This is a genomic window from Klebsiella sp. HMSC09D12 (assembly GCF_001808475.1).
Classification (GTDB): Bacteria; Pseudomonadota; Gammaproteobacteria; order Enterobacterales; family Enterobacteriaceae; genus Klebsiella; species Klebsiella oxytoca.
On sequence record NZ_KV793382.1, the window covers coordinates 1 to 17,790 of the forward strand.

17 protein-coding genes are annotated in these 17,790 nt (G+C 57.5%); 7 read left to right on the forward strand and 10 right to left on the reverse strand.

What is annotated here, in order from left to right:
• Window positions 1-98 precede the first annotated feature (98 nt).
• From HMPREF3178_RS01085 to HMPREF3178_RS01095, 3 genes are all read right to left on the reverse strand, one after another.
• Window positions 99-1,202, reverse strand: a complete 1,104-nt coding sequence (locus tag HMPREF3178_RS01085; protein ID WP_016807580.1) for a branched-chain amino acid ABC transporter substrate-binding protein — start codon at window positions 1,200-1,202, stop codon at window positions 99-101.
• A gap of 256 nt (window positions 1,203-1,458) precedes the next feature.
• Window positions 1,459-2,703 carry an aromatic amino acid transport family protein gene (locus HMPREF3178_RS01090; RefSeq protein WP_004106549.1) on the reverse strand — a complete coding sequence of 415 codons (1,245 nt, stop codon included), beginning with the start codon at window positions 2,701-2,703 and terminating at the stop codon, window positions 1,459-1,461.
• Between the two features lie 150 nt (window positions 2,704-2,853).
• Window positions 2,854-4,119 (reverse strand): 4-aminobutyrate--2-oxoglutarate transaminase, encoded by a 1,266-nt coding sequence (locus tag HMPREF3178_RS01095; protein ID WP_004116085.1) that lies wholly within the window; start codon window positions 4,117-4,119, stop codon window positions 2,854-2,856.
• Between the two features lie 117 nt (window positions 4,120-4,236).
• Between HMPREF3178_RS01095 and HMPREF3178_RS01100 the strand changes: the two genes are divergently transcribed.
• On the forward strand, window positions 4,237-5,751 hold the full coding sequence (locus tag HMPREF3178_RS01100; RefSeq protein ID WP_017145296.1) for a MocR-like pyridoxine biosynthesis transcription factor PdxR: 1,515 nt from the start codon (window positions 4,237-4,239) through the stop codon (window positions 5,749-5,751).
• Between the two features lie 32 nt (window positions 5,752-5,783).
• On the opposite strand, the gene rpoH is transcribed toward HMPREF3178_RS01100, so the two are convergent.
• The 4 genes from rpoH to ftsY all read right to left on the reverse strand — a co-directional run bounded on the left by rpoH (window position 5,784) and on the right by ftsY (window position 10,137).
• Window positions 5,784-6,638 (reverse strand): RNA polymerase sigma factor RpoH, encoded by an 855-nt coding sequence (gene rpoH, locus HMPREF3178_RS01105; protein ID WP_004106554.1) that lies wholly within the window; start codon window positions 6,636-6,638, stop codon window positions 5,784-5,786.
• Between the two features lie 256 nt (window positions 6,639-6,894).
• Window positions 6,895-7,953 (reverse strand): permease-like cell division protein FtsX, encoded by a 1,059-nt coding sequence (gene ftsX / locus HMPREF3178_RS01110; RefSeq protein ID WP_024274786.1) that lies wholly within the window; start codon window positions 7,951-7,953, stop codon window positions 6,895-6,897.
• A complete protein-coding gene (ftsE, locus tag HMPREF3178_RS01115) occupies window positions 7,946-8,614 on the reverse strand; it encodes a cell division ATP-binding protein FtsE (RefSeq protein ID WP_004106557.1) in 669 nt (222 codons plus the stop codon). Before ftsE ends, ftsX begins: the two co-directional genes overlap by 8 nt.
• Before the next feature lie 2 nt (window positions 8,615-8,616).
• Window positions 8,617-10,137, reverse strand: coding sequence for a signal recognition particle-docking protein FtsY (gene ftsY, locus HMPREF3178_RS01120; RefSeq protein WP_017145295.1), 1,521 nt, complete (start codon window positions 10,135-10,137; stop codon window positions 8,617-8,619).
• A gap of 192 nt (window positions 10,138-10,329) precedes the next feature.
• On the opposite strand from ftsY, the gene rsmD reads away from it, so the two are divergent.
• Window positions 10,330-10,926, forward strand: a complete 597-nt coding sequence (rsmD, locus tag HMPREF3178_RS01125; protein WP_004106572.1) for a 16S rRNA (guanine(966)-N(2))-methyltransferase — start codon at window positions 10,330-10,332, stop codon at window positions 10,924-10,926.
• Window positions 10,916-11,194, forward strand: a complete 279-nt coding sequence (locus HMPREF3178_RS01130) for a DUF1145 family protein (RefSeq protein WP_004106574.1) — start codon at window positions 10,916-10,918, stop codon at window positions 11,192-11,194. Before rsmD ends, HMPREF3178_RS01130 begins: the two co-directional genes overlap by 11 nt.
• Before the next feature lie 15 nt (window positions 11,195-11,209).
• On the opposite strand, the gene HMPREF3178_RS01135 is transcribed toward HMPREF3178_RS01130, so the two are convergent.
• Window positions 11,210-11,569: a DUF2500 domain-containing protein gene (locus HMPREF3178_RS01135; RefSeq protein WP_017145293.1), complete on the reverse strand. Its 360-nt coding sequence runs from the start codon at window positions 11,567-11,569 to the stop codon at window positions 11,210-11,212.
• 142 nt (window positions 11,570-11,711) lie between these two features.
• Between HMPREF3178_RS01135 and HMPREF3178_RS01140 the strand changes: the two genes are divergently transcribed.
• Both HMPREF3178_RS01140 and zntA read left to right on the forward strand, forming a co-directional pair.
• Complete coding sequence (locus HMPREF3178_RS01140; protein WP_004106578.1) at window positions 11,712-12,338, forward strand: lysoplasmalogenase; 627 nt, start codon at window positions 11,712-11,714, stop codon at window positions 12,336-12,338.
• 78 nt (window positions 12,339-12,416) lie between these two features.
• On the forward strand, window positions 12,417-14,621 hold the full coding sequence (gene zntA / locus HMPREF3178_RS01145) for a Zn(II)/Cd(II)/Pb(II) translocating P-type ATPase ZntA (RefSeq protein WP_017145292.1): 2,205 nt from the start codon (window positions 12,417-12,419) through the stop codon (window positions 14,619-14,621).
• 110 nt (window positions 14,622-14,731) lie between these two features.
• Here the strand turns inward: zntA and tusA are convergent, their stop codons facing one another.
• Complete coding sequence (gene tusA, locus HMPREF3178_RS01150; RefSeq protein ID WP_004106582.1) at window positions 14,732-14,977, reverse strand: sulfurtransferase TusA; 246 nt, start codon at window positions 14,975-14,977, stop codon at window positions 14,732-14,734.
• A gap of 291 nt (window positions 14,978-15,268) precedes the next feature.
• Between tusA and HMPREF3178_RS01155 the strand changes: the two genes are divergently transcribed.
• Window positions 15,269-15,934, forward strand: coding sequence for a 7-cyano-7-deazaguanine/7-aminomethyl-7-deazaguanine transporter (locus HMPREF3178_RS01155; RefSeq protein WP_004106584.1), 666 nt, complete (start codon window positions 15,269-15,271; stop codon window positions 15,932-15,934).
• A gap of 73 nt (window positions 15,935-16,007) precedes the next feature.
• Window positions 16,008-16,565, forward strand: coding sequence for a DcrB family lipoprotein (locus tag HMPREF3178_RS01160; protein ID WP_004106586.1), 558 nt, complete (start codon window positions 16,008-16,010; stop codon window positions 16,563-16,565).
• On the opposite strand, the gene HMPREF3178_RS01165 is transcribed toward HMPREF3178_RS01160, so the two are convergent.
• The gene (locus HMPREF3178_RS01165) at window positions 16,566-17,786 is read right to left on the reverse strand and encodes an MFS transporter (protein ID WP_016807574.1); all 1,221 of its coding nucleotides are present in this window, start codon (window positions 17,784-17,786) and stop codon (window positions 16,566-16,568) included.
• Between the last annotated feature and the right edge of the window lie 4 nt (window positions 17,787-17,790).

A 17,790-nucleotide genomic window follows, 5' to 3' on the forward strand; every position in this document is an offset into this window, starting at 1 on the left:
GCGGCAAGCGCTGAAATCCCCGGGAGCTTACATCGGTAAGTGACCGGGGTTGAAGCGTGCAGCCAACGCCTCTGCGGCGCGAAAGGCGCAGGTTAAATTTATTTGGCGTCGGTCGCCGTACCGTTCGCATGCCAGGTAAACACACCGAATTCGAAGCCTTTCAGGTCGCCCTTCTCGTTCCAGGAGAGCGGCCCCATCACGGTCTCAACCGTTGCCCCTTTCAGGTATTTCGCGATTTCAGCCGGATCGTCAGACTGATTCAGGCCCGCTTCCAGCGACTGCAGCGCGGCATAGGTGGTCCACACGAACGCGCCGCTCGGATCCTGTTTCTTCGCCTTGATCGCATCCACAATCGGTTTGTTCGCCGGAACCTGGTCGTAGTTTTTCGGCTTGGTGACCAGCATACCTTCCGCAGAAGCGCCCGCGATATTAGACAGCGACACGTTGGCGACACCTTCCGGCCCCATAAACTGCGTTTTCAGGCCAGCGGCGCGAGACTGACGCAGGATCTGCCCCATCTCCGGGTGATAGCCGCCGTAGTAAACGAAGTCGATATTCTCTTTTTTCAGACGCGCCACCAGGGTGGAGAAGTCTTTCTCGCCGGCGGTGATGCCATCAAAGAACACCACGTTGGCGCCACCCTTCTTCAGATTATCCTGTACAGCACGGGCCAGGCCTTCGCCGTACTGCTGCTTATCGTGAACAATCGCGATACGCTGTGGTTTCACGCTTTCCAGAATATATTTGGCGGCGGTTGGCCCCTGGTCGGAGTCCAGGCCGGTAGTGCGCAGAATCAGGTGATAGCCGCGAGCTGTCAGCTCCGGCGCGGTGGCCGCCGGGGTGATCATCAGCACGCCTTCATCTTCATAGATATCAGACGCCGGCTGGGTGGAAGAAGAGCACAGGTGGCCGATAACGTATTTGATACCGTCGTTAATCACTTTGTTGGCGACGGCAACCGCTTGTTTCGGGTCACAGGCGTCATCGTACTTTACCATCTGCAGCTTATTGCCTTTGATACCGCCTTTAGCGTTGATATCCGCAATAGCCTGCTCTGCGCCAGTGAACTCCTGGTCGCCGTACTGCGCTACCGGACCGGACATCGCGCCAACAACGGCCACTTTGATATCCTCGGCCATTGCCGCACCGCTCATGATTAAGGCAATACATCCTGCCAGTAACGCTTTACCCTTCATATTCATCCTGAGGCTCCCCATTATTATGGTTTTTGCATTTGTTGTGATGTTGTTTATTAGCGCATTATTCTAATTAGACACATAAGTAAAGCATATGATAGTTAGATTAGGGTCTGCCGCCTGCGCTTTTGCAGCACACTATGCTAAACATACCGTCATTCAGGAGAATTGGAAACGATAAAATTGCGGAGTATGTAACAGATAAGTGACAAATAAAAACCCGCGCCGGAATAAACCGAACGCGGTGGCATGAGCGACGGTACTACCAGCCCGCAGGCAGGTAGCCAAAGGCGGAAGCAATGGCGTAGGCGGCGCTGCAAAGATAGAGCAATACGATGAAGATCTGGATTAAAGGATGCGTAATCAGCGCCGGGCAGGTCCAGCCGGGATTGATATCACCCTGCCTGCGAGAGCCTTTAAGGATCAGGATCGGCATGATAGATAAAATCACCCCGCTAAATACCCCGGCAAAATAGAGCGCATTCACGAAGGATACCATCCCACTGTAGGCCAGAATGAAAGGCGGTACGGCGACCACTAACAGCACCTTAAAGCGTTTCAACGGCTGCTCGTCGTTGCCAAGGCGAAACTGATCGAAGATATTGGTCAGGAAGCTGCCGCCCAGCCCCCAATAGGAGGTCAGCATCGCGCAGAGCGCAAAAAGGTTTGCCGAGAAGAAGGCCCACTCGCCGAGCGCACGACCCCAGGAAATGGTCGCCACATCAGAAATATTATCCAGCCCGCTTAATGCAATCACCGAGAGCGGGACCAGCGCCAGCAGGCAAAAGGTTAATAACATTCCCACCATAATGGCCTTCGGCAGTTTCTCCGGTTTATCAGCGAAACCGCGCGCCATTTCCGGCACGATATACTGCGCGGAGAAGCAGAACGCGACAACGTTAAATACCGGCACCATATACAGCCAGTTACCATCCAGCAAATAGCCGACGCTGGCGGTCTCTTTCAGCAACGTCGCGGCGACAAGTATGGTTATCATGACGACCATGCCGATACTGATAAATTTCTCGCCCCGGCCAATCGCCTTCAGGCCAAGATAAAGTACCCCGGCCGCCGGAATAAAAAACAGCGCGCTGCCGAGAGCCGGCGAGATACCGAATAACGAATGCAATAATTTACCGCTGCCGGTCATATAGGCCGTCAGCGCGCCGACGCTGTTGACGCAAACAGAGAGGAACATCATCAGCGCGCCAAAGCGGCCAACGTAGCGCTGCGACAGGCCGCTAAGCTGCAGATGCTTGCGCGTGCGCAGCGTCGACTCCGCTACGTAGAGCATGGTAATGGTCGTCAGACTACCGACCACAATCAGCCAAAACAGCAGCGGCAGAAAGCCCGCTTTGCTGGAGGCATAGGCGATGGATAGCACCCCAGCGCCGATATTGGTGCCGACGATCATTGACACGCCTTCAATGAAACTCAGGGATTTTGCAGGTACAGCGGTACGCTCCCGGCTCGTCAGAACCGAAGAAAAGGTGGAGTTGTCAGACATAATATTTTCCGTTTTATTCCGGCAGCGTGCGCTGCCGGAAAAAAGGTGATATCAGGGTGATAAACCACTCACGCTGAGCATGAATAACCAGTCTGCGGCCTCCTGTTTCTGTTCGGCTTCCGTGCCGCCGCAGCCTGACCGGACGAAAAGTTAGCGCTTCAGCACGCGGGCCAGAATATCCAGCGCTTTCGTAAACTGCGCATCCGGAATCGTTAACGGATAGAGGAAGCGAATAACGTTGCCATAGACGCCGCAGCTCAGCAGCAGCAGGCCGTTCTCCTGGGCTTGTTGCTGGATTTGACGGGTGATCTCCGCCGACGGCTCCCCGGTTTGCGGATCGTTAAACTCCACCGCCACCATCGAGCCCTGACCGCGAACGTCAGCAATGGCCGGGCAGCTTTGACGCGCCTGATTCAACACCTCTTTCAGATGGCTGCCTAAGCGCTCAGCGCGCTGGCACAGCTGTTCTTCTTCAATCACGTCCAGCACAGCGTGCGCCGCCGCGACCGCCAGCGGGTTACCGGCATAGGTGCCGCCCAGGCCGCCCGGCGCAGGCGCATCCATCACCTCGGCGCGACCTACCACGCCGGAGAGCGGGAAACCGCCGGCCAGGCTTTTGGCCATCGTCATCAGGTCAGGCTTCACATCATAGTGCTGCATCGCAAATAGCTTACCGGTGCGCGCAAAGCCGGTTTGTACTTCATCGGCAATCAGCAGAATGCCGTGGGTATCGCACAGCGCGCGCAGCGCCTGCATAAACTCAGGCGGGGCAACGTTAAAGCCGCCTTCCCCCTGAATCGGCTCCAGCACAATCGCCGCCACCTGATCGGCCGCGATATCCGCTTTGAAAATGCGCTCCAGGCTCTTCATCGCGTCGGCGGTGGTAATGCCATGGGCGGCGTTAGGGTAGACGGCGTGATAAACCGAGCCCGGGAACGGGCCGAAACCAATCTTGTAAGGCGCCACTTTGCCAGTCAGCGCCATGGTCATAAACGTACGACCGTGGAAGCCGCCGCCGAAGGTAATCAACCCCGGACGGCCGGTATAAGCGCGCGCGATTTTCACCGCGTTTTCAACCGCTTCTGCCCCCGTGGTAAAAAAGGCGGTTTTCGCCGGACCGTCAATCGGCGCCAGTTCGTTAATCCGCTCGGCCAGCGTGACATAGCTTTCGTACGGGACAATCTGGTAAGCCGTGTGGGTAAAGGCCTGCAGCTGCTGTTCAACGGCGGCAACGATTTTTGGGTGGCGATGGCCGGTATTCAGCACCGCGATGCCGGCGGCGAAATCGATCACCTCATTCCCTTCAATATCCCACAGCGTAGCGTTCTCAGCTTTCTCAACAAAGTAGCTGCACATCACCCCTACGCCGCGTGGAGTCGCCTGCTGGCGACGCTGATTCAGTTCTGAACTTTTCACCGGGAATCTCCTGTCATGTGTGTCACGTTATCGCAACAAATCCGAAACTATGTCGTTTATTTACACAGGATTTGGCCCTATAATCGAGTACCAATTCAGATTATCTGAGGGATCCAATTGCGTTCGCTTATCGCAGACCTGGTGCTGGTCAGATTGCAGAAAGAAACCGATCCGCTCCTGCACAAGCGCCTTTACAAGGCGATTCGCCACGCCATTCTGGATGGTTCTCTCCCGCCCCATAGCCGGCTGCCGCCGTCGCGGGATCTGGCGGGGGAACTAGGAATGTCTCGCAACACAATTTTAACAGTTTACGAACAACTCCTGGCTGAGGGGTACGTTGTGTCCCGTCGCGGCAGCGGCACTTTCGTGGCGAAAACGCTGCCCGATATGTTTCTTCCCGCCAGCAGCGCCAACGAAAGCCATCCCGCGCAGCCCCCCAGCGGGACTCTTTCCCGTCGCGGCCAACATCTGCTGGGGCACATCAGCGCCAGCCCGCGTCAGTGGGGGGCGTTTATCCCCGGCGTACCGGACGTCAATGCATTTCCCCACCCGCTGTTCAGTAAAATTCAGGCACGCATCAGCCGCCGTCCAAAACCCGAACAGCTCAGCTATAGCTGTAACGGCGGTACCGCCGAGCTGCAGCACGCGTTGGTGGACTATCTGAGAGTAGCGCGCGGCGTTCTGTGTCAGGCAGATCAAATTCTTATTACTGAAGGGATCCACCAGGCCATCGACCTGATCACCCGCATGCTGTGCGACCGCGGCGATCTCGCCTGGGTGGAGGAGCCTTCCTACTGGGGCATTCGCCACGTGCTGGCGATGAATGAAGTGCGGGCTGAGCCGATTGTGGTGGATGCCAGCGGCCTGTGCCCGCCCGAAAGCGTAGCCGAAGCGCCGCGGCTGATCTTCGTTACGCCATCCCATCAGTATCCCCTCGGCGCGGTAATGAGCCTTGAACGCCGACAGCGCCTGCTCACCCTGGCCCATCAGCACGGCAGCTGGATTGTGGAAGATGATTACGACAGCGAGTTTCGCTTTTCCGGCCAGCCGATCCCGGCACTACAGGGCTTAGTCCCCGAAGCGCCGGTGGTCTACGTCGGCACGTTCAGTAAAACGCTCTACCCGGGGCTGCGGCTGGGCTACGTCGTGCTGCCTCGACCGCTTGCGGCTGAACTCAAAAACGCCCATGCCGAGCTCTACCGCGGCGGCCATTCGCTTATCCAGCTGGCGCTGGCGGAATTTATCAATGCCGGTCATTACTCGGCGCACATTCGTCGTATGCGCCTGCTCTACAGCCGCCGTCGCGTCTTTTTGACCGAACTGATTCAGCGGCACTGCGGAGCGCATGCGCTGTCGGACTTCAGCGACAATGCCGGACTGCATCTGATTCTGAATTTGCCGGATGAGGCAGATGACGTGGCGATTGCCCGCGATGCCAACGCGCGCAATATTTTAGTGCGTCCGCTGTCGCGCTATTACCTGACGGCGCAGCGGAAGAAAGGACTGTTGATGGGGTTTGCTTCGCAGCCGGAAACGCAGATGGAGCCAGCGTTCAACGTGCTGCTTGAGTGTCTGAACAGGCACTGCCCGCAGGCGCTGACGGAGGCAGAAAAACAAAACGCCCCAACGTAATGTGGGGCGTTATCGGAGGACTGGCGCGCAGATTAGGCTTCGATAGCGGCGCGCAGTTTTTTCATGGCGTTCTTTTCAAGCTGCCGTACTCGCTCGGCCGATACGCCGTAGCGATCCGCCAGCTCCTGCAGCGTGGACTTATTGTCTTCGTCCAGCCAGCGGGCGCGGATGATATCCTGACTACGTTCGTCAAGACCCTGCATCGCGTCGGTCAGCTTGTTCGCCGCCTGCTCTTCCCAGTTGTCGTCTTCAATGCCGTCGGCAAAGTTAGACGTTTTATCCTGCAGATAGAGCACCGGGGCCATCGGCTGGCTATCGGATTCATCATCCGACGACATGTCGAAGGTCATATCCTGCGCCGCCATACGTGACTCCATCTCACGCACGTCTTTGCTCGATACGCCCAGTTCGCGAGCCACCATTTCGACTTCGTCCTGGTTGAACCAGCCCAGACGCTGCTTAGTTTTACGCAGGTTAAAGAACAGCTTACGCTGCGCTTTCGTGGTCGCGACCTTCACAATACGCCAGTTACGCAGAACGTATTCATGAATCTCCGCTTTGATCCAGTGCACGGCGAAGGAAACCAGACGCACGCCCACTTCCGGGTTAAAACGGCGCACGGCTTTCATCAGGCCGATGTTGCCTTCCTGAATCAGATCCGCCTGCGGCAGGCCATAACCCGAGTAGTTACGAGCAATATGAACAACAAAGCGCAGGTGAGACAGGATCAGCTTTTTCGCTGCTTCCAGATCGCCCTGGTAATGCAGCTTTTCAGCAAGCTCCCGCTCTTCATCAGCCGACAACATCGGCCAAGTGTTAGCAGCCCGGATGTACGATTCCAGGTTACCAACGGGGGCTAAGGCTAAAGTTTGCATATCTTTGGTCATTCAAATCCTCTCAATCGATATCTTCTGGCACCATTCTGTCCTCACAGCGGAACAACAAACATGCCAGCATTGATGAGCAACGAGAATATCACTCACATTAGTATCAGACAGTGATTTTATCCACAAGTTCCATGCAACGATGTGAATAGATTACGCACAAAATGTGACATGGTTATGAAGTTTAGGGAAGCGTCGACAGGGACTCTTTCCCTGCAGAGAGATATTCAGTGCAGGGAAAGATTATACCAGATTTTTACTACTCGGGAGTAAAGTGACGTAAATGTTGTACGGTTGCCAGCCAGGCGGCGACCCAGCCAATCATTGAGCAAACAATCAGCATCAGCAGGCACTCATCAAAGCCTAAGCCGCTGAGTTCAAACTGCGTGCCGAAGACTTTCGCCACTTCGGTGACCGCCGACGAAAGGCGCATGACCATAATTTCCGACAGGATCAGCGACAGAAACGCGCCGGAGAACCCCAGCAGCGCACCGCCGTAAAGAAAAGGACGCAGAATAAAGCCGTCGGTTGCGCCAATCAGTTTCTGCACGTTAATGGTATCGCGGCGGGCGAAAATGCTCAGACGCACGCTGTTGCCGATCACCAGGAACACCGCCGCCACCATCAGTACGCCGATCATCGCCGAAACGCGTCCGACCAGCCCGGTCAGCGACGAGAGGCGCGCAAACCAGCTATCATCCATTCGGACTTCATCAACGCCCTGAACATGGCTCACGCGGTCGCGCAGCGTGTTCAGCGCTTCGACACTCTGGAAATCAATTTTCGGCACGACGATCGCCACTGCCGGCAGCGGGTTCTCTTCCAGCATATCCAGCGCGCCGCCGAAGCCTGACCAGTTGCGGAATTCGCCAAGGGCTTCATCACGCGACAGATAGTTGACCTTCTCGACGCCCTGCTCCGCCTGCAGCTGACCGACTACCCGCGCAGCGGCATCGTCATCCAGCGTTTTCTCCAGATAGACGGTGATTTGCGGCGTGGGATAATACTGCGACGCCGCGGTGCTGACGTTTTTGTAGACCATGTAGCACACGCTTGGCAGGGTCAACGAAATGGCGATAACCATCACCGTCAGGAACGTCGCCAGGGGCGTGCTTTTCAGATCCTGCACCGCACCATGCCAGGCATAGCGCACCTGTTCATTGAACACGTTGCTCTTGCGGGAAGCCGGATTCGGCGCCGCCTTAGGCCGCTTCGACGTATTGCGTCCACCGCTGCCGCCCGCTCCGCCCGCATTGCGGAAACGATCGAATCGATTGCCGAACCGGCGAATGTGGTTCATTGCCTCGCGCTTATTCACCGATATGGCCTCCATGCATATGCCCCTCGCTGAGGGACAGAACGCGATACGGACGACTGGAGATAAGCCCCAGATCATGCGTCGCCATCAGCACCGTCACCCCAACGCGGTTAAACTCTTCAAACAGACGTAAAATCCCTTCCGACAACGCTTCGTCGAGGTTACCGGTCGGTTCATCCGCCAGCAGGACCGCTGGTTTGTTGACCACCGCGCGGGCGATACCCACGCGCTGTTGTTCCCCGCCTGAAAGCTGAATCGGCAGGTTTTTCGCTTTGTCCAGCAGCCCGACTTTATCCAGCGCCGCCGACACGCGACGGCGAATGTCATCGCCGCTGGCGCCGGCGATAATCAGCGGGATCGCCACATTATCGTAAACGGTACGGTCCATCAGCAGATGGTGGTCCTGGAAAATCATGCCAATCTGACGGCGCAAAAACGGCACTTCGCGGCTCTTCAGGCGGCTAATGTCATGGCCGCCGAAAAGGATTTTGCCGGCGCTGGGCCGCTCGATACCGCAGATAAGCTTCAGCAGGGTACTTTTCCCCGCGCCGGAATGGCCGGTCAGAAACGCCATCTCACCCGCCTGCAGGTGAAAAGTCACCCCCTGCAGCGCTTGTCTCCCACCGAGATAGGCTTTGCTGACTTGTTCAAAGCGAATCATTTTTAATCCTCTCGGGCAAAAAGTGCCTCAATAAAGTCGCCCGCATTAAACGGACGCAGATCTTCAATACGTTCGCCAACACCGATGTAGCGAATCGGAATACCGAACTGATCGGCAACCGAGAAGATAACCCCGCCCTTGGCGGTACCATCCAGCTTAGTCAAAGTGATACCGGTCAGTCCAACCGCCTCATGGAACAGTTTGGCCTGGCTAATCGCGTTTTGCCCGGTGCTGGCGTCAATGGTCAGCATGACCTCATGCGGCGCATCGACATCCAGTTTTTTCATGACGCGGACAATCTTCTTCAGTTCTTCCATCAGGTGCGATTTATTCTGCAGACGACCCGCAGTATCGGCAATCAGGACGTCAATGTTGCGCGCCTTCGCCGCCTGGATGGCATCGAAAATAACCGATGCCGAATCCGCGCCGGTATGCTGGGCAATCACCGGAATATTGTTGCGTTGACCCCACACCTGAAGCTGCTCTACCGCCGCCGCGCGGAAGGTATCGCCCGCGGCCAGCATCACCGATTTGCCCTGCTGCTCAAACTGACGCGCCAGCTTGCCGATGGTGGTGGTTTTACCGACGCCGTTGACGCCAACCATCAGAATTACAAATGGCGCCTTGCCTTCTACGTTCAGCGGCTCGTCCACCTTCGCCAGAATATCGCCCATCTCTTCTTTCAGCAGGCCGTACAGCGCCTCGGCGTCGCGCAACTGCTTGCGGCTGGCGTCGTTGGTAAGATTAGTGATGATCTTACGGGTGGTTTCCACGCCGACATCGGCAATCAGCAGCTGCTCTTCCAGCTCTTCAAACAGATCATCGTCGATTTTCTTGCCGCGGAACAGACTGATAAATCCGGAACCGAGGTTCTGCTTGGTTTTTATCAGGCTGCGTTTGAGGCGAGCGAAGAACCCTTCTTTGGTGGGTTTTTCCTGCTCTAACGGCGTCACCACGGTTTCGTCCGGCACCACTTCCACGGCGTTTTCCGCCGCATCGGCTGCAGCCAGCGCCTGCGCTTCCAGCTCTTCGTCAGTGATTTCGGCTTCTTCTACCGGCTCAACGATTTCCGGCTCTTCAATGACAGCCTCTTCACCTTTTTCAACAACGACAGCTTCCGGTTCGGCAATCACCTCTTCCGGCGTCAGCTCAACTATAGCTTCAGCCACTACCGGCTCGGCGATAGCTTCTTCAACTACAGGCTCAGCGACAATTTCCTCAACCACAGGCGGTTCTGCAATCGTCTCAACTGCCGGGGAGTCGACAACCGCCTGCGGCTGTTCGCTCTCCACAACCTGCCCGGTCACCTCGACCACCTCGACGGCAAAGGCTTCGGCATCCTGGTGCTCCGTCGCCGGCGCGTCGACCGTTTCCGGCGCAGCCGCAGGCGTTTCGCTTTCCGGAGCCTGTTCTTCAACCTCTTGCTGGGCTTCTACTTTTTGTTCTGCGTCGGTTTCCTGCGCCTGTTCTTTTTGACCAAAGCCCAGCCAGGAAAAGAAGCCACGTTTTTTGTCTTTCGCCATTTGCGACTACACTCCTCGCTGTTAATTCATGGCACAGCTTCGGCCTGTTGATAGCGGAAGCTGAAAAATGATGAAATTAGTCGGATAGTCTACCACTTAACTTAACTCGCATCACCGCCCCCGGATTAAGGTTTCGTCAACCGCTGGCGATCGTTAGAATAGCAGCCCGGAAGTTGAGACTTGAGCAAAGAAATGAAGAAACCAAACCACGCAGGCAGCGGTCAGATCCGTATTATCGGCGGGCAATGGCGAGGCCGTAAATTACCGGTGCCGGAGAGCCCGGGTCTGCGCCCGACCACCGACCGGGTGCGCGAAACGCTATTTAACTGGCTGGCGCCGTCGATCGTTGACGCGAGCTGCCTCGATTGCTTCGCCGGCAGCGGCGCGCTGGGCCTTGAAGCCCTCTCCCGCTACGCGGCTAACGCCACGCTGCTGGAAATGGAACGCGGCGTCGCGCAGCAGTTGCAAAAAAATCTGGCGACTCTCAAAGCCAGCAACGGCAAAGTCGTGAATACCAATACCTTAGCGTTTCTTGCTCAGGCGGGCACGCCGCATCACATCGTGTTTGTCGATCCCCCGTTTCGCAAAGGGCTGCTTGAAGAGACGCTAAAGCTGCTGGAAAACAACGGCTGGCTTAGCGATGAAGCGCTCATCTACATTGAAAGTGAAGTTGAAAACGGGTTACCGCCGGTGCCTGTAAACTGGCATCCGTACCGTGAGAAAGTAGCCGGACAGGTCGCCTACCGTCTCTATCAACGTGAGGCACAAGGAGAAAACCATGCTGATTAACTTTGGCCGCTTGCTGATGCTGTGCGTGTGGGCGTTTTTATTGCTGAATCTGTTCCAACCGTTCCCAAAGCCGCTCAATATCTTTGTTAACGTGGCGCTGATCTTTATGATTCTGATGCACGGCCTGCAGCTCACGCTGCTCAAGGCGACGCAGACGAAAGAGATGCCGCCGCTGGGGCGCTTCGAACAGATTCGTATTTTCATCTTCGGCGTGTTCGAACTGGTCGCCTGGCAGAAAAAGCTCAAGGCGACCCTGAAGAAGAAATAAGGCCGAATAAAAGGTTCAGGGCTCGGGCGTAAAACCCATAAACCGCGAACCTTTATAGCTCAGTACGCCCTTATCGCCGACGCTTAGCGCATGATACTGCGGCGCCTGCAGACGAAAAACCACTTCCAGCCCGCCGCTTTCCGGCCTGAAGCTTGCTTCATAACGCATTTCGCTGCCGGCAGGCATCACCGTCTGCTGGCGCGAACGGCGATCGTTAATCACCTTCTCCCGCTTATTGCTCACCACCACCCGTTTTTGCAACAGCGGCGCGGCATCGTTATCCATTTTTTCCCGACGCTGCTGCACATAGCGATACGACGCGGCAACCGCAATGATGGCAACGGCAACCATAAAAAACAGCGGAACTTTACTCATTCACCTTGCCCCCAGGAATTATCAGGAATAAGCATACTGTGGCTTGATTATCATTGTCATCTTCCTCTGCAAACCACTACACTGAGATTCAGTACTGTAAGTACAATCACTTACGTAATGATAACAGATACAGGGACTTACTATGCTTTGGTCATTTATTGCTGTCTGTTTCTCCGCATGGCTTTACGTCGATGCGTCTTATCGTGGGCCTGCCTGGCGTCGCTGGGTGTTTAAACCCGTCACGCTGATCCTGCTTCTGTTACTGGCCTGGCAAGCGCCGATGTTTAACGCCATCAGCTATCTGGTGCTGGCGGGGCTTTGCGCCTCGCTGGTCGGCGACGCGCTGACCCTGCTGCCGCGGCAGCGGGTAATGTACGCCGTGGGGGCATTCTTTCTCTCGCATCTGCTCTACACCATCTGGTTTGCCAGCCAGCTGACGCTATCTTTCTTCTGGCCGCTGCCGCTGGTGCTGCTGATCCTCGGCGCGCTGCTGCTGGCGATTATCTGGACGCGTCTGGAAGAGATGCGGATGCCGGTGTTTACCTTTATCGCGATGACGCTGGTGATGGTCTGGCTGGCCGGGGAGCTGTGGTTCGCCCGCCCGACGGATACCGCCCTGTCCGGCTTCGCTGGCGCGGCATTCCTGCTGCTCGGCAACGCGGTCTGGCTGATCAGCCATTATCGCCGCCGCTTCCGCGCTGACAACGCGATCTCCTCGGCATTTTACTTCGCCGGGCACTTCCTGATCGTCCGCGCGCTTTATTTGTAATTAAGCGCTTGACTCTGGAGTCGACTCCAGAGTGTATCCTGCGGGTAATGAGAAAATTATCATTACCCGGAGGGTCCTATGTCGGCTCCAGAATCGCAGGATAAAAAAGTCCCACACTTCTCATCGTTAAAATTTACCCCTGCCGCGCAGCCGGCGGAAAGCTGCTGCGCGGACCACGCCTGCCGCAGCGAAACCACCGAGGAAAACGAGGCTCTGAGTCACGCACGCTTTAGTTGGCTGGTAGAAGGCATGGATTGCGCAGCCTGCGCGCGCAAGGTCGAAACCGCCGTTCGCCAGGTACCGGGGGTCAGCCAGGTGCAGGTACTGTTCGCCACCGAAAAGCTGCTGGTCAACGCCGAGGGCGATGTTGGTCCGCAAATCGAAAGCGCCGTGCGCGCCGCGGGCTATCAGCTGCGTGATGAAAACGCGCCACGGGCAGAGGCGCCCACCTCGTGGCTGCGCGAGAATCTGCCGCTCATCACGCTGGTCATCATGATGGGACTAAGCTGGGGGCTGGAGCAGTTCAGCCCGCCTCTGGGCGAAATCGCCTTCATCGCAACCACGCTGGTCGGCCTGTGGCCGGTCGCCCGGCAAGCGATACGCCTGATCAGAAGCGGAAGCTGGTTCGCCATTGAAACCCTGATGAGCGTCGCAGCCATCGGCGCGCTGTTTATCGGCGCCACCGCCGAAGCGGCGATGGTCCTGCTACTGTTTTTAATCGGCGAACGTCTTGAGGGATGGGCCGCCAGCCGCGCGCGGCAAGGCGTCAGCGCATTGATGGCGCTGAAGCCCGACACGGCAATCCGCGTACGCGATGGTGTGCGTGAAACCGTAGCCCAGCGCGACCTGCGCCCCGGCGACGTGATTGAAGTCGCCGCCGGAGGCCGCCTCCCTGCCGATGGCCAGCTACTCTCCCCCTTCGCCAGCTTCGATGAGAGCGCTTTGACCGGTGAATCCGTACCGGTAGAGCGTAACGCCGGGGAACGCGTAGCGGCCGGCGCCACCAGCGTCGATCGTCTGGTACAGCTGACGGTGATCTCCAAACCGGGCGACAGCGCTATCGATCGTATTCTTAAGCTGATTGAAGAAGCGGAGGAGCGCCGCGCGCCGATTGAACGCTTTATCGATCGCTTTAGCCGCATCTATACCCCGGCGATTATGGTCGTCGCCCTGCTGGTGGCCATTGTTCCGCCGCTGCTGTTTGCGGGCGCCTGGCTGCCGTGGATCTATAAAGGCTTAACGCTGCTGCTGATTGGCTGTCCGTGCGCGCTGGTGATCTCCACCCCGGCGGCAATTACCTCCGGGCTGGCGGTAGCGGCACGACGCGGCGCGCTGATTAAAGGCGGCGCGGCGCTGGAGCAGCTCGGCCGCGTGCGCCAGGTGGCGTTTGATAAAACCGGTACCCTGACCATCGGCCAGCCGCGCGTCACTGCGGTGATGGCGACCGCAGACATCAGCGAAAACGATCTGCTGGCGCTCGCGGCCGCCGTGGAGCAAGGCTCCAGCCACCCGTTAGCCCAGGCTATCGTGCGTGAGGCAGAACAGCGCCGGCTGGTCATTCCGTCGGCAAGCGATCAGCGCGCGCTGGCCGGATCCGGCATTGAGGCTCAGGTTGAAGGACGCCAGGTGCTGATTTGCGCCGCCGGTAAAACTCGCGATCCGCAGTACGATGAACCTATTCAGCAGCTGGAGAGCGCCGGGCAAACCGTGGTGCTGGTAATGCGCGATAAGACGCTGCTGGGGATTCTGGCGCTGCGCGATACGCTTCGCGATGATGCCCGTCAGGCGGTGGATGAGCTCCATCAGTTGGGCGTTCAGGGAGTGATACTGACCGGCGATAATCCACGTGCGGCGGCGGCTATCGCTAACGAGCTGGGACTGGCGTTCCGCGCCGGGCTGCTGCCCGCGGACAAAGTGCAGGCGGTGATAGCGCTTAATGCCCAGTCGCCGCTGGCCATGGTCGGCGACGGTATCAACGATGCGCCGGCGATGAAAGCGGCGACGATAGGTATCGCGATGGGCAGCGGCACCGACGTTGCTCTGGAGACCGCCGATGCGGCATTGACCCATAACCGCCTGACCGGGCTGGCGCAGATGATTTCGCTGGCGCGCGCCACCCACGCCAATATCCGGCAGAACATCGCCATCGCTTTGGGTCTGAAGGGCATTTTCCTCGTCACCACCTTGCTCGGCCTGACCGGCCTGTGGCTGGCGGTGCTGGCTGATACCGGGGCGACGGTGCTGGTCACCGCTAACGCGCTACGCCTGCTGCGTAAGAAGTGAGGGCAAGCCCCGGGGGCGGCGCTGACGCGCCTTGCCCGGGCTACAGGTTAGTGCGGTCTGTTTTTTTGTAGCCCGGATAAGGCGTCAGCCGCCATCCGGGGAGGCCTGGCTCAGTGGCTTTTACGAATCAGATAGCGGTACGGCAGCGCCTCGGTTTCCTGCGCCAGTAGCTCATGCTCCATAAAGCGGCAGAAACCGGGAATATCGCGGGTGGTAGCCGGATCGTCGGCCACGATTAGCAGCGTCTCGCCCACCGGCATCGTACGCACGGTCTTGCGCACCATCATCACCGGTTCCGGGCAACGAAGCCCCTGCGCATCAAGCGTATGGTCAGGGCTGGAGAAAAGTTCGCTCATTTTCATCTCACATTAACAAAACGGCCCTAGTTTACCCCCAGTTCGCCAGTACGCAAGCCAGGTTAACGTTTGCGCGAAAAACAACCATTGCATTACGCACGCAACGCAGTATCATGCAGCCGTTTTTATTGGGTTCCCTCACCCCAACTCTCTGGCCCTAAATCATTCGAGTTGCAGAAAGGCGACGACGCAGCGAATTTCCAGGAGCTTACATCAGTAAGTGACTGGGATGTGCGAGGAAAGTTAACGCATCTGCAGCTTGAAGAATAACGGGCATAAAAAGGTCACAATATGAGTCCGTTTACTACCGTACAGCGTAAAAAAGCGCTGATCTGGCTATCGCTTTTCCATCTGCTGGTCATCACTTCCAGTAACTATCTGGTGCAGCTACCAATCTCCATCTTTGGTTTTCATACCACCTGGGGCGCGTTCAGCTTTCCGTTTATTTTCCTCGCCACCGATCTGACGGTACGCATTTTCGGCGCTCCGCTGGCGCGACGCATTATCCTCGCGGTGATGATCCCGGCGCTGCTGATCTCCTACGGGGTTTCCGCGCTGTTCTACATGGGCGAGTGGCAGGGCTTTGCCGCCTTAACCAGCTTTAACCTGTTTGTCGCTCGTATCGCCGCCGCCAGCTTTATGGCCTACGCGCTGGGGCAAATCCTTGACGTCCACGTCTTTAACCGCCTGCGTCAGAGCCGCCGCTGGTGGCTGGCGCCCACGGCATCCACCCTTTTCGGTAACATCAGCGATACGCTGGCCTTCTTCTTTATTGCCTTCTGGCGCAGCCCGGACCCGTTTATGGCGGCGCACTGGGGGGAAATCGCCATCGTCGATTATTGCTTCAAAGTGCTGATTAGCATCGTATTCTTCCTGCCGATGTACGGCATGTTGTTGAATATGCTGCTGAAAAAACTGGCAGATAAATCTGATTTATCCGCATTGCAGCCAGGTTAAGAGTACTCGCGAAACGATGTGATAAGATAAGCAAATGAGCCGTTAATGGCCGTTTATCGAAAGGAAGATGTCAATGCGCAATTTGGTTAAATATGTCGGTATTGGCCTGCTGGTTATGGGGCTTGCTGCCTGTGATAACAGCGATACCAAAACGCCGACTGCCGGGGCTGCTGCGGAAAGCAACGCCAGCGGGCAACCTATTAGTCTGCTGGATGGCAAACTGAGCTTCTCCCTGCCTGCCGGTATGACCGACCAGAGCGGCAAGCTGGGCACCCAGGCCAACAATATGCACGTCTACTCTGATGCCACCGGACAAAAAGCGGTGATCGTGATTGTTGGCGACAATACCAACGAAGAGCTGGCGGTGATGAGCCAGCGCCTGGAAGAGCAGCAGCGCAGCCGCGACCCGCAGCTCCAGGTCGTGAGCAATAAATCCATTGAGCTCAAAGGCCACACCCTGCAACAGCTGGACACCATCATCTCCGCTAAGGGCCAGACCGCCTGGTCTTCCGTGCTTCTCGGCAAGGTTGATGACAAACTGCTGACGCTGCAGATCACGCTGCCAGCGGACAACCAGCAGCAGGCTCAGACCGAAGCGGAAAACATTATCAACACCCTTGTCATCCAGTAACTACTGGCCTGACGCCGCGGCCTCCGGTTCATTGACCGGGGGCCGTTTTTTTAATCGCCATCCCAGCAGCAGCGCTACCGCGACCAGCCCCGCCGTCGCCAGATAGATCGATGAAATTCCCGCCCACGCCATCAGCAGCCCGGCCAGCGGGCCGGTGATCCCCAGCGAGAGATCCATAAATACCGTATAGGTTGCCAGCGCCGACCCCTGGTTGTGCTGCGGCACCGCCTTCACCGCCACCACGCCAAGCGCCGGGAACACCAGCGAAAAACCGGCTCCGGCAAAGAAAGTACCGATTTTCGCCATCAGCGGCGTCTCCGCCAGGCCCACTAACAGCAGCCCGATAATCTCGACGACAAAACAGATCATCGCCACGTTCAACCCACCGAGGCGATTAATTCCGTTGGGAAACAGCAGGCGAGTGCCGACAAAGGCGCAGCTAAACAGCGTCAGGGCGAAGGCCGCGCCGTCCCAGCCTTTGGCATCATAAAACAGGGTGATAAAGGTGGCGATAACGCCGAAACCCGCCGATGCGAGGGCCAGCGCCATGCCGTAGAGCCAGACGCGCCCCAGCACCGCGCGAAACGACATCGCTTTCCCCTTACCCGCTTTTACCGCCGCCCGCGGCAACGCGCACAGCACCGCCACCAGCGCAACCGCCATAATCGTCAACGCCAGGCCGTGCAGGCCAATCAGCGAGTAACAGAGCACCCCGAGCGGCGCGCCCATCGCCATCGCCCCGTAGGTCACAATCCCGTTCCAGGAAATAACCCGCCCGATATGCAGCGAACCGACTACCCCTACGCCCCACAGCGTTGAGCCGGTGCCCGCAAAGCTCTGCCCGATGCCGAGAATAATGCGCCCCAGACACAACAGCGCCAGACTAACCACGGGCCAGTCGCCGCAGAACGCCGCCAGCAGATAGCACAGTCCGCTCAGAAAGCAGCCGCACAGACCAAAAACAACGATTTTTTTCGGGCCCAGCAGATCGGCATAGCGCCCGGCGTGAGGGCGGCTGAGCAGCGTAGCAAAATACTGCAGGCTAATCACCAGCCCGGCCCAGAAGGCGCTATACCCCATTACATCATGAACATAGCCGGGTAATACCGCCAGCGGCAGGCCTATGGTCAGGTAGCTGGCAAAGTTAAAGATAACGACAGAGACAATCCGCAGATTGAGGCGCAATCCATTAAGCGCCGGTTCAGCGACGGTTTCGGGCATCGGG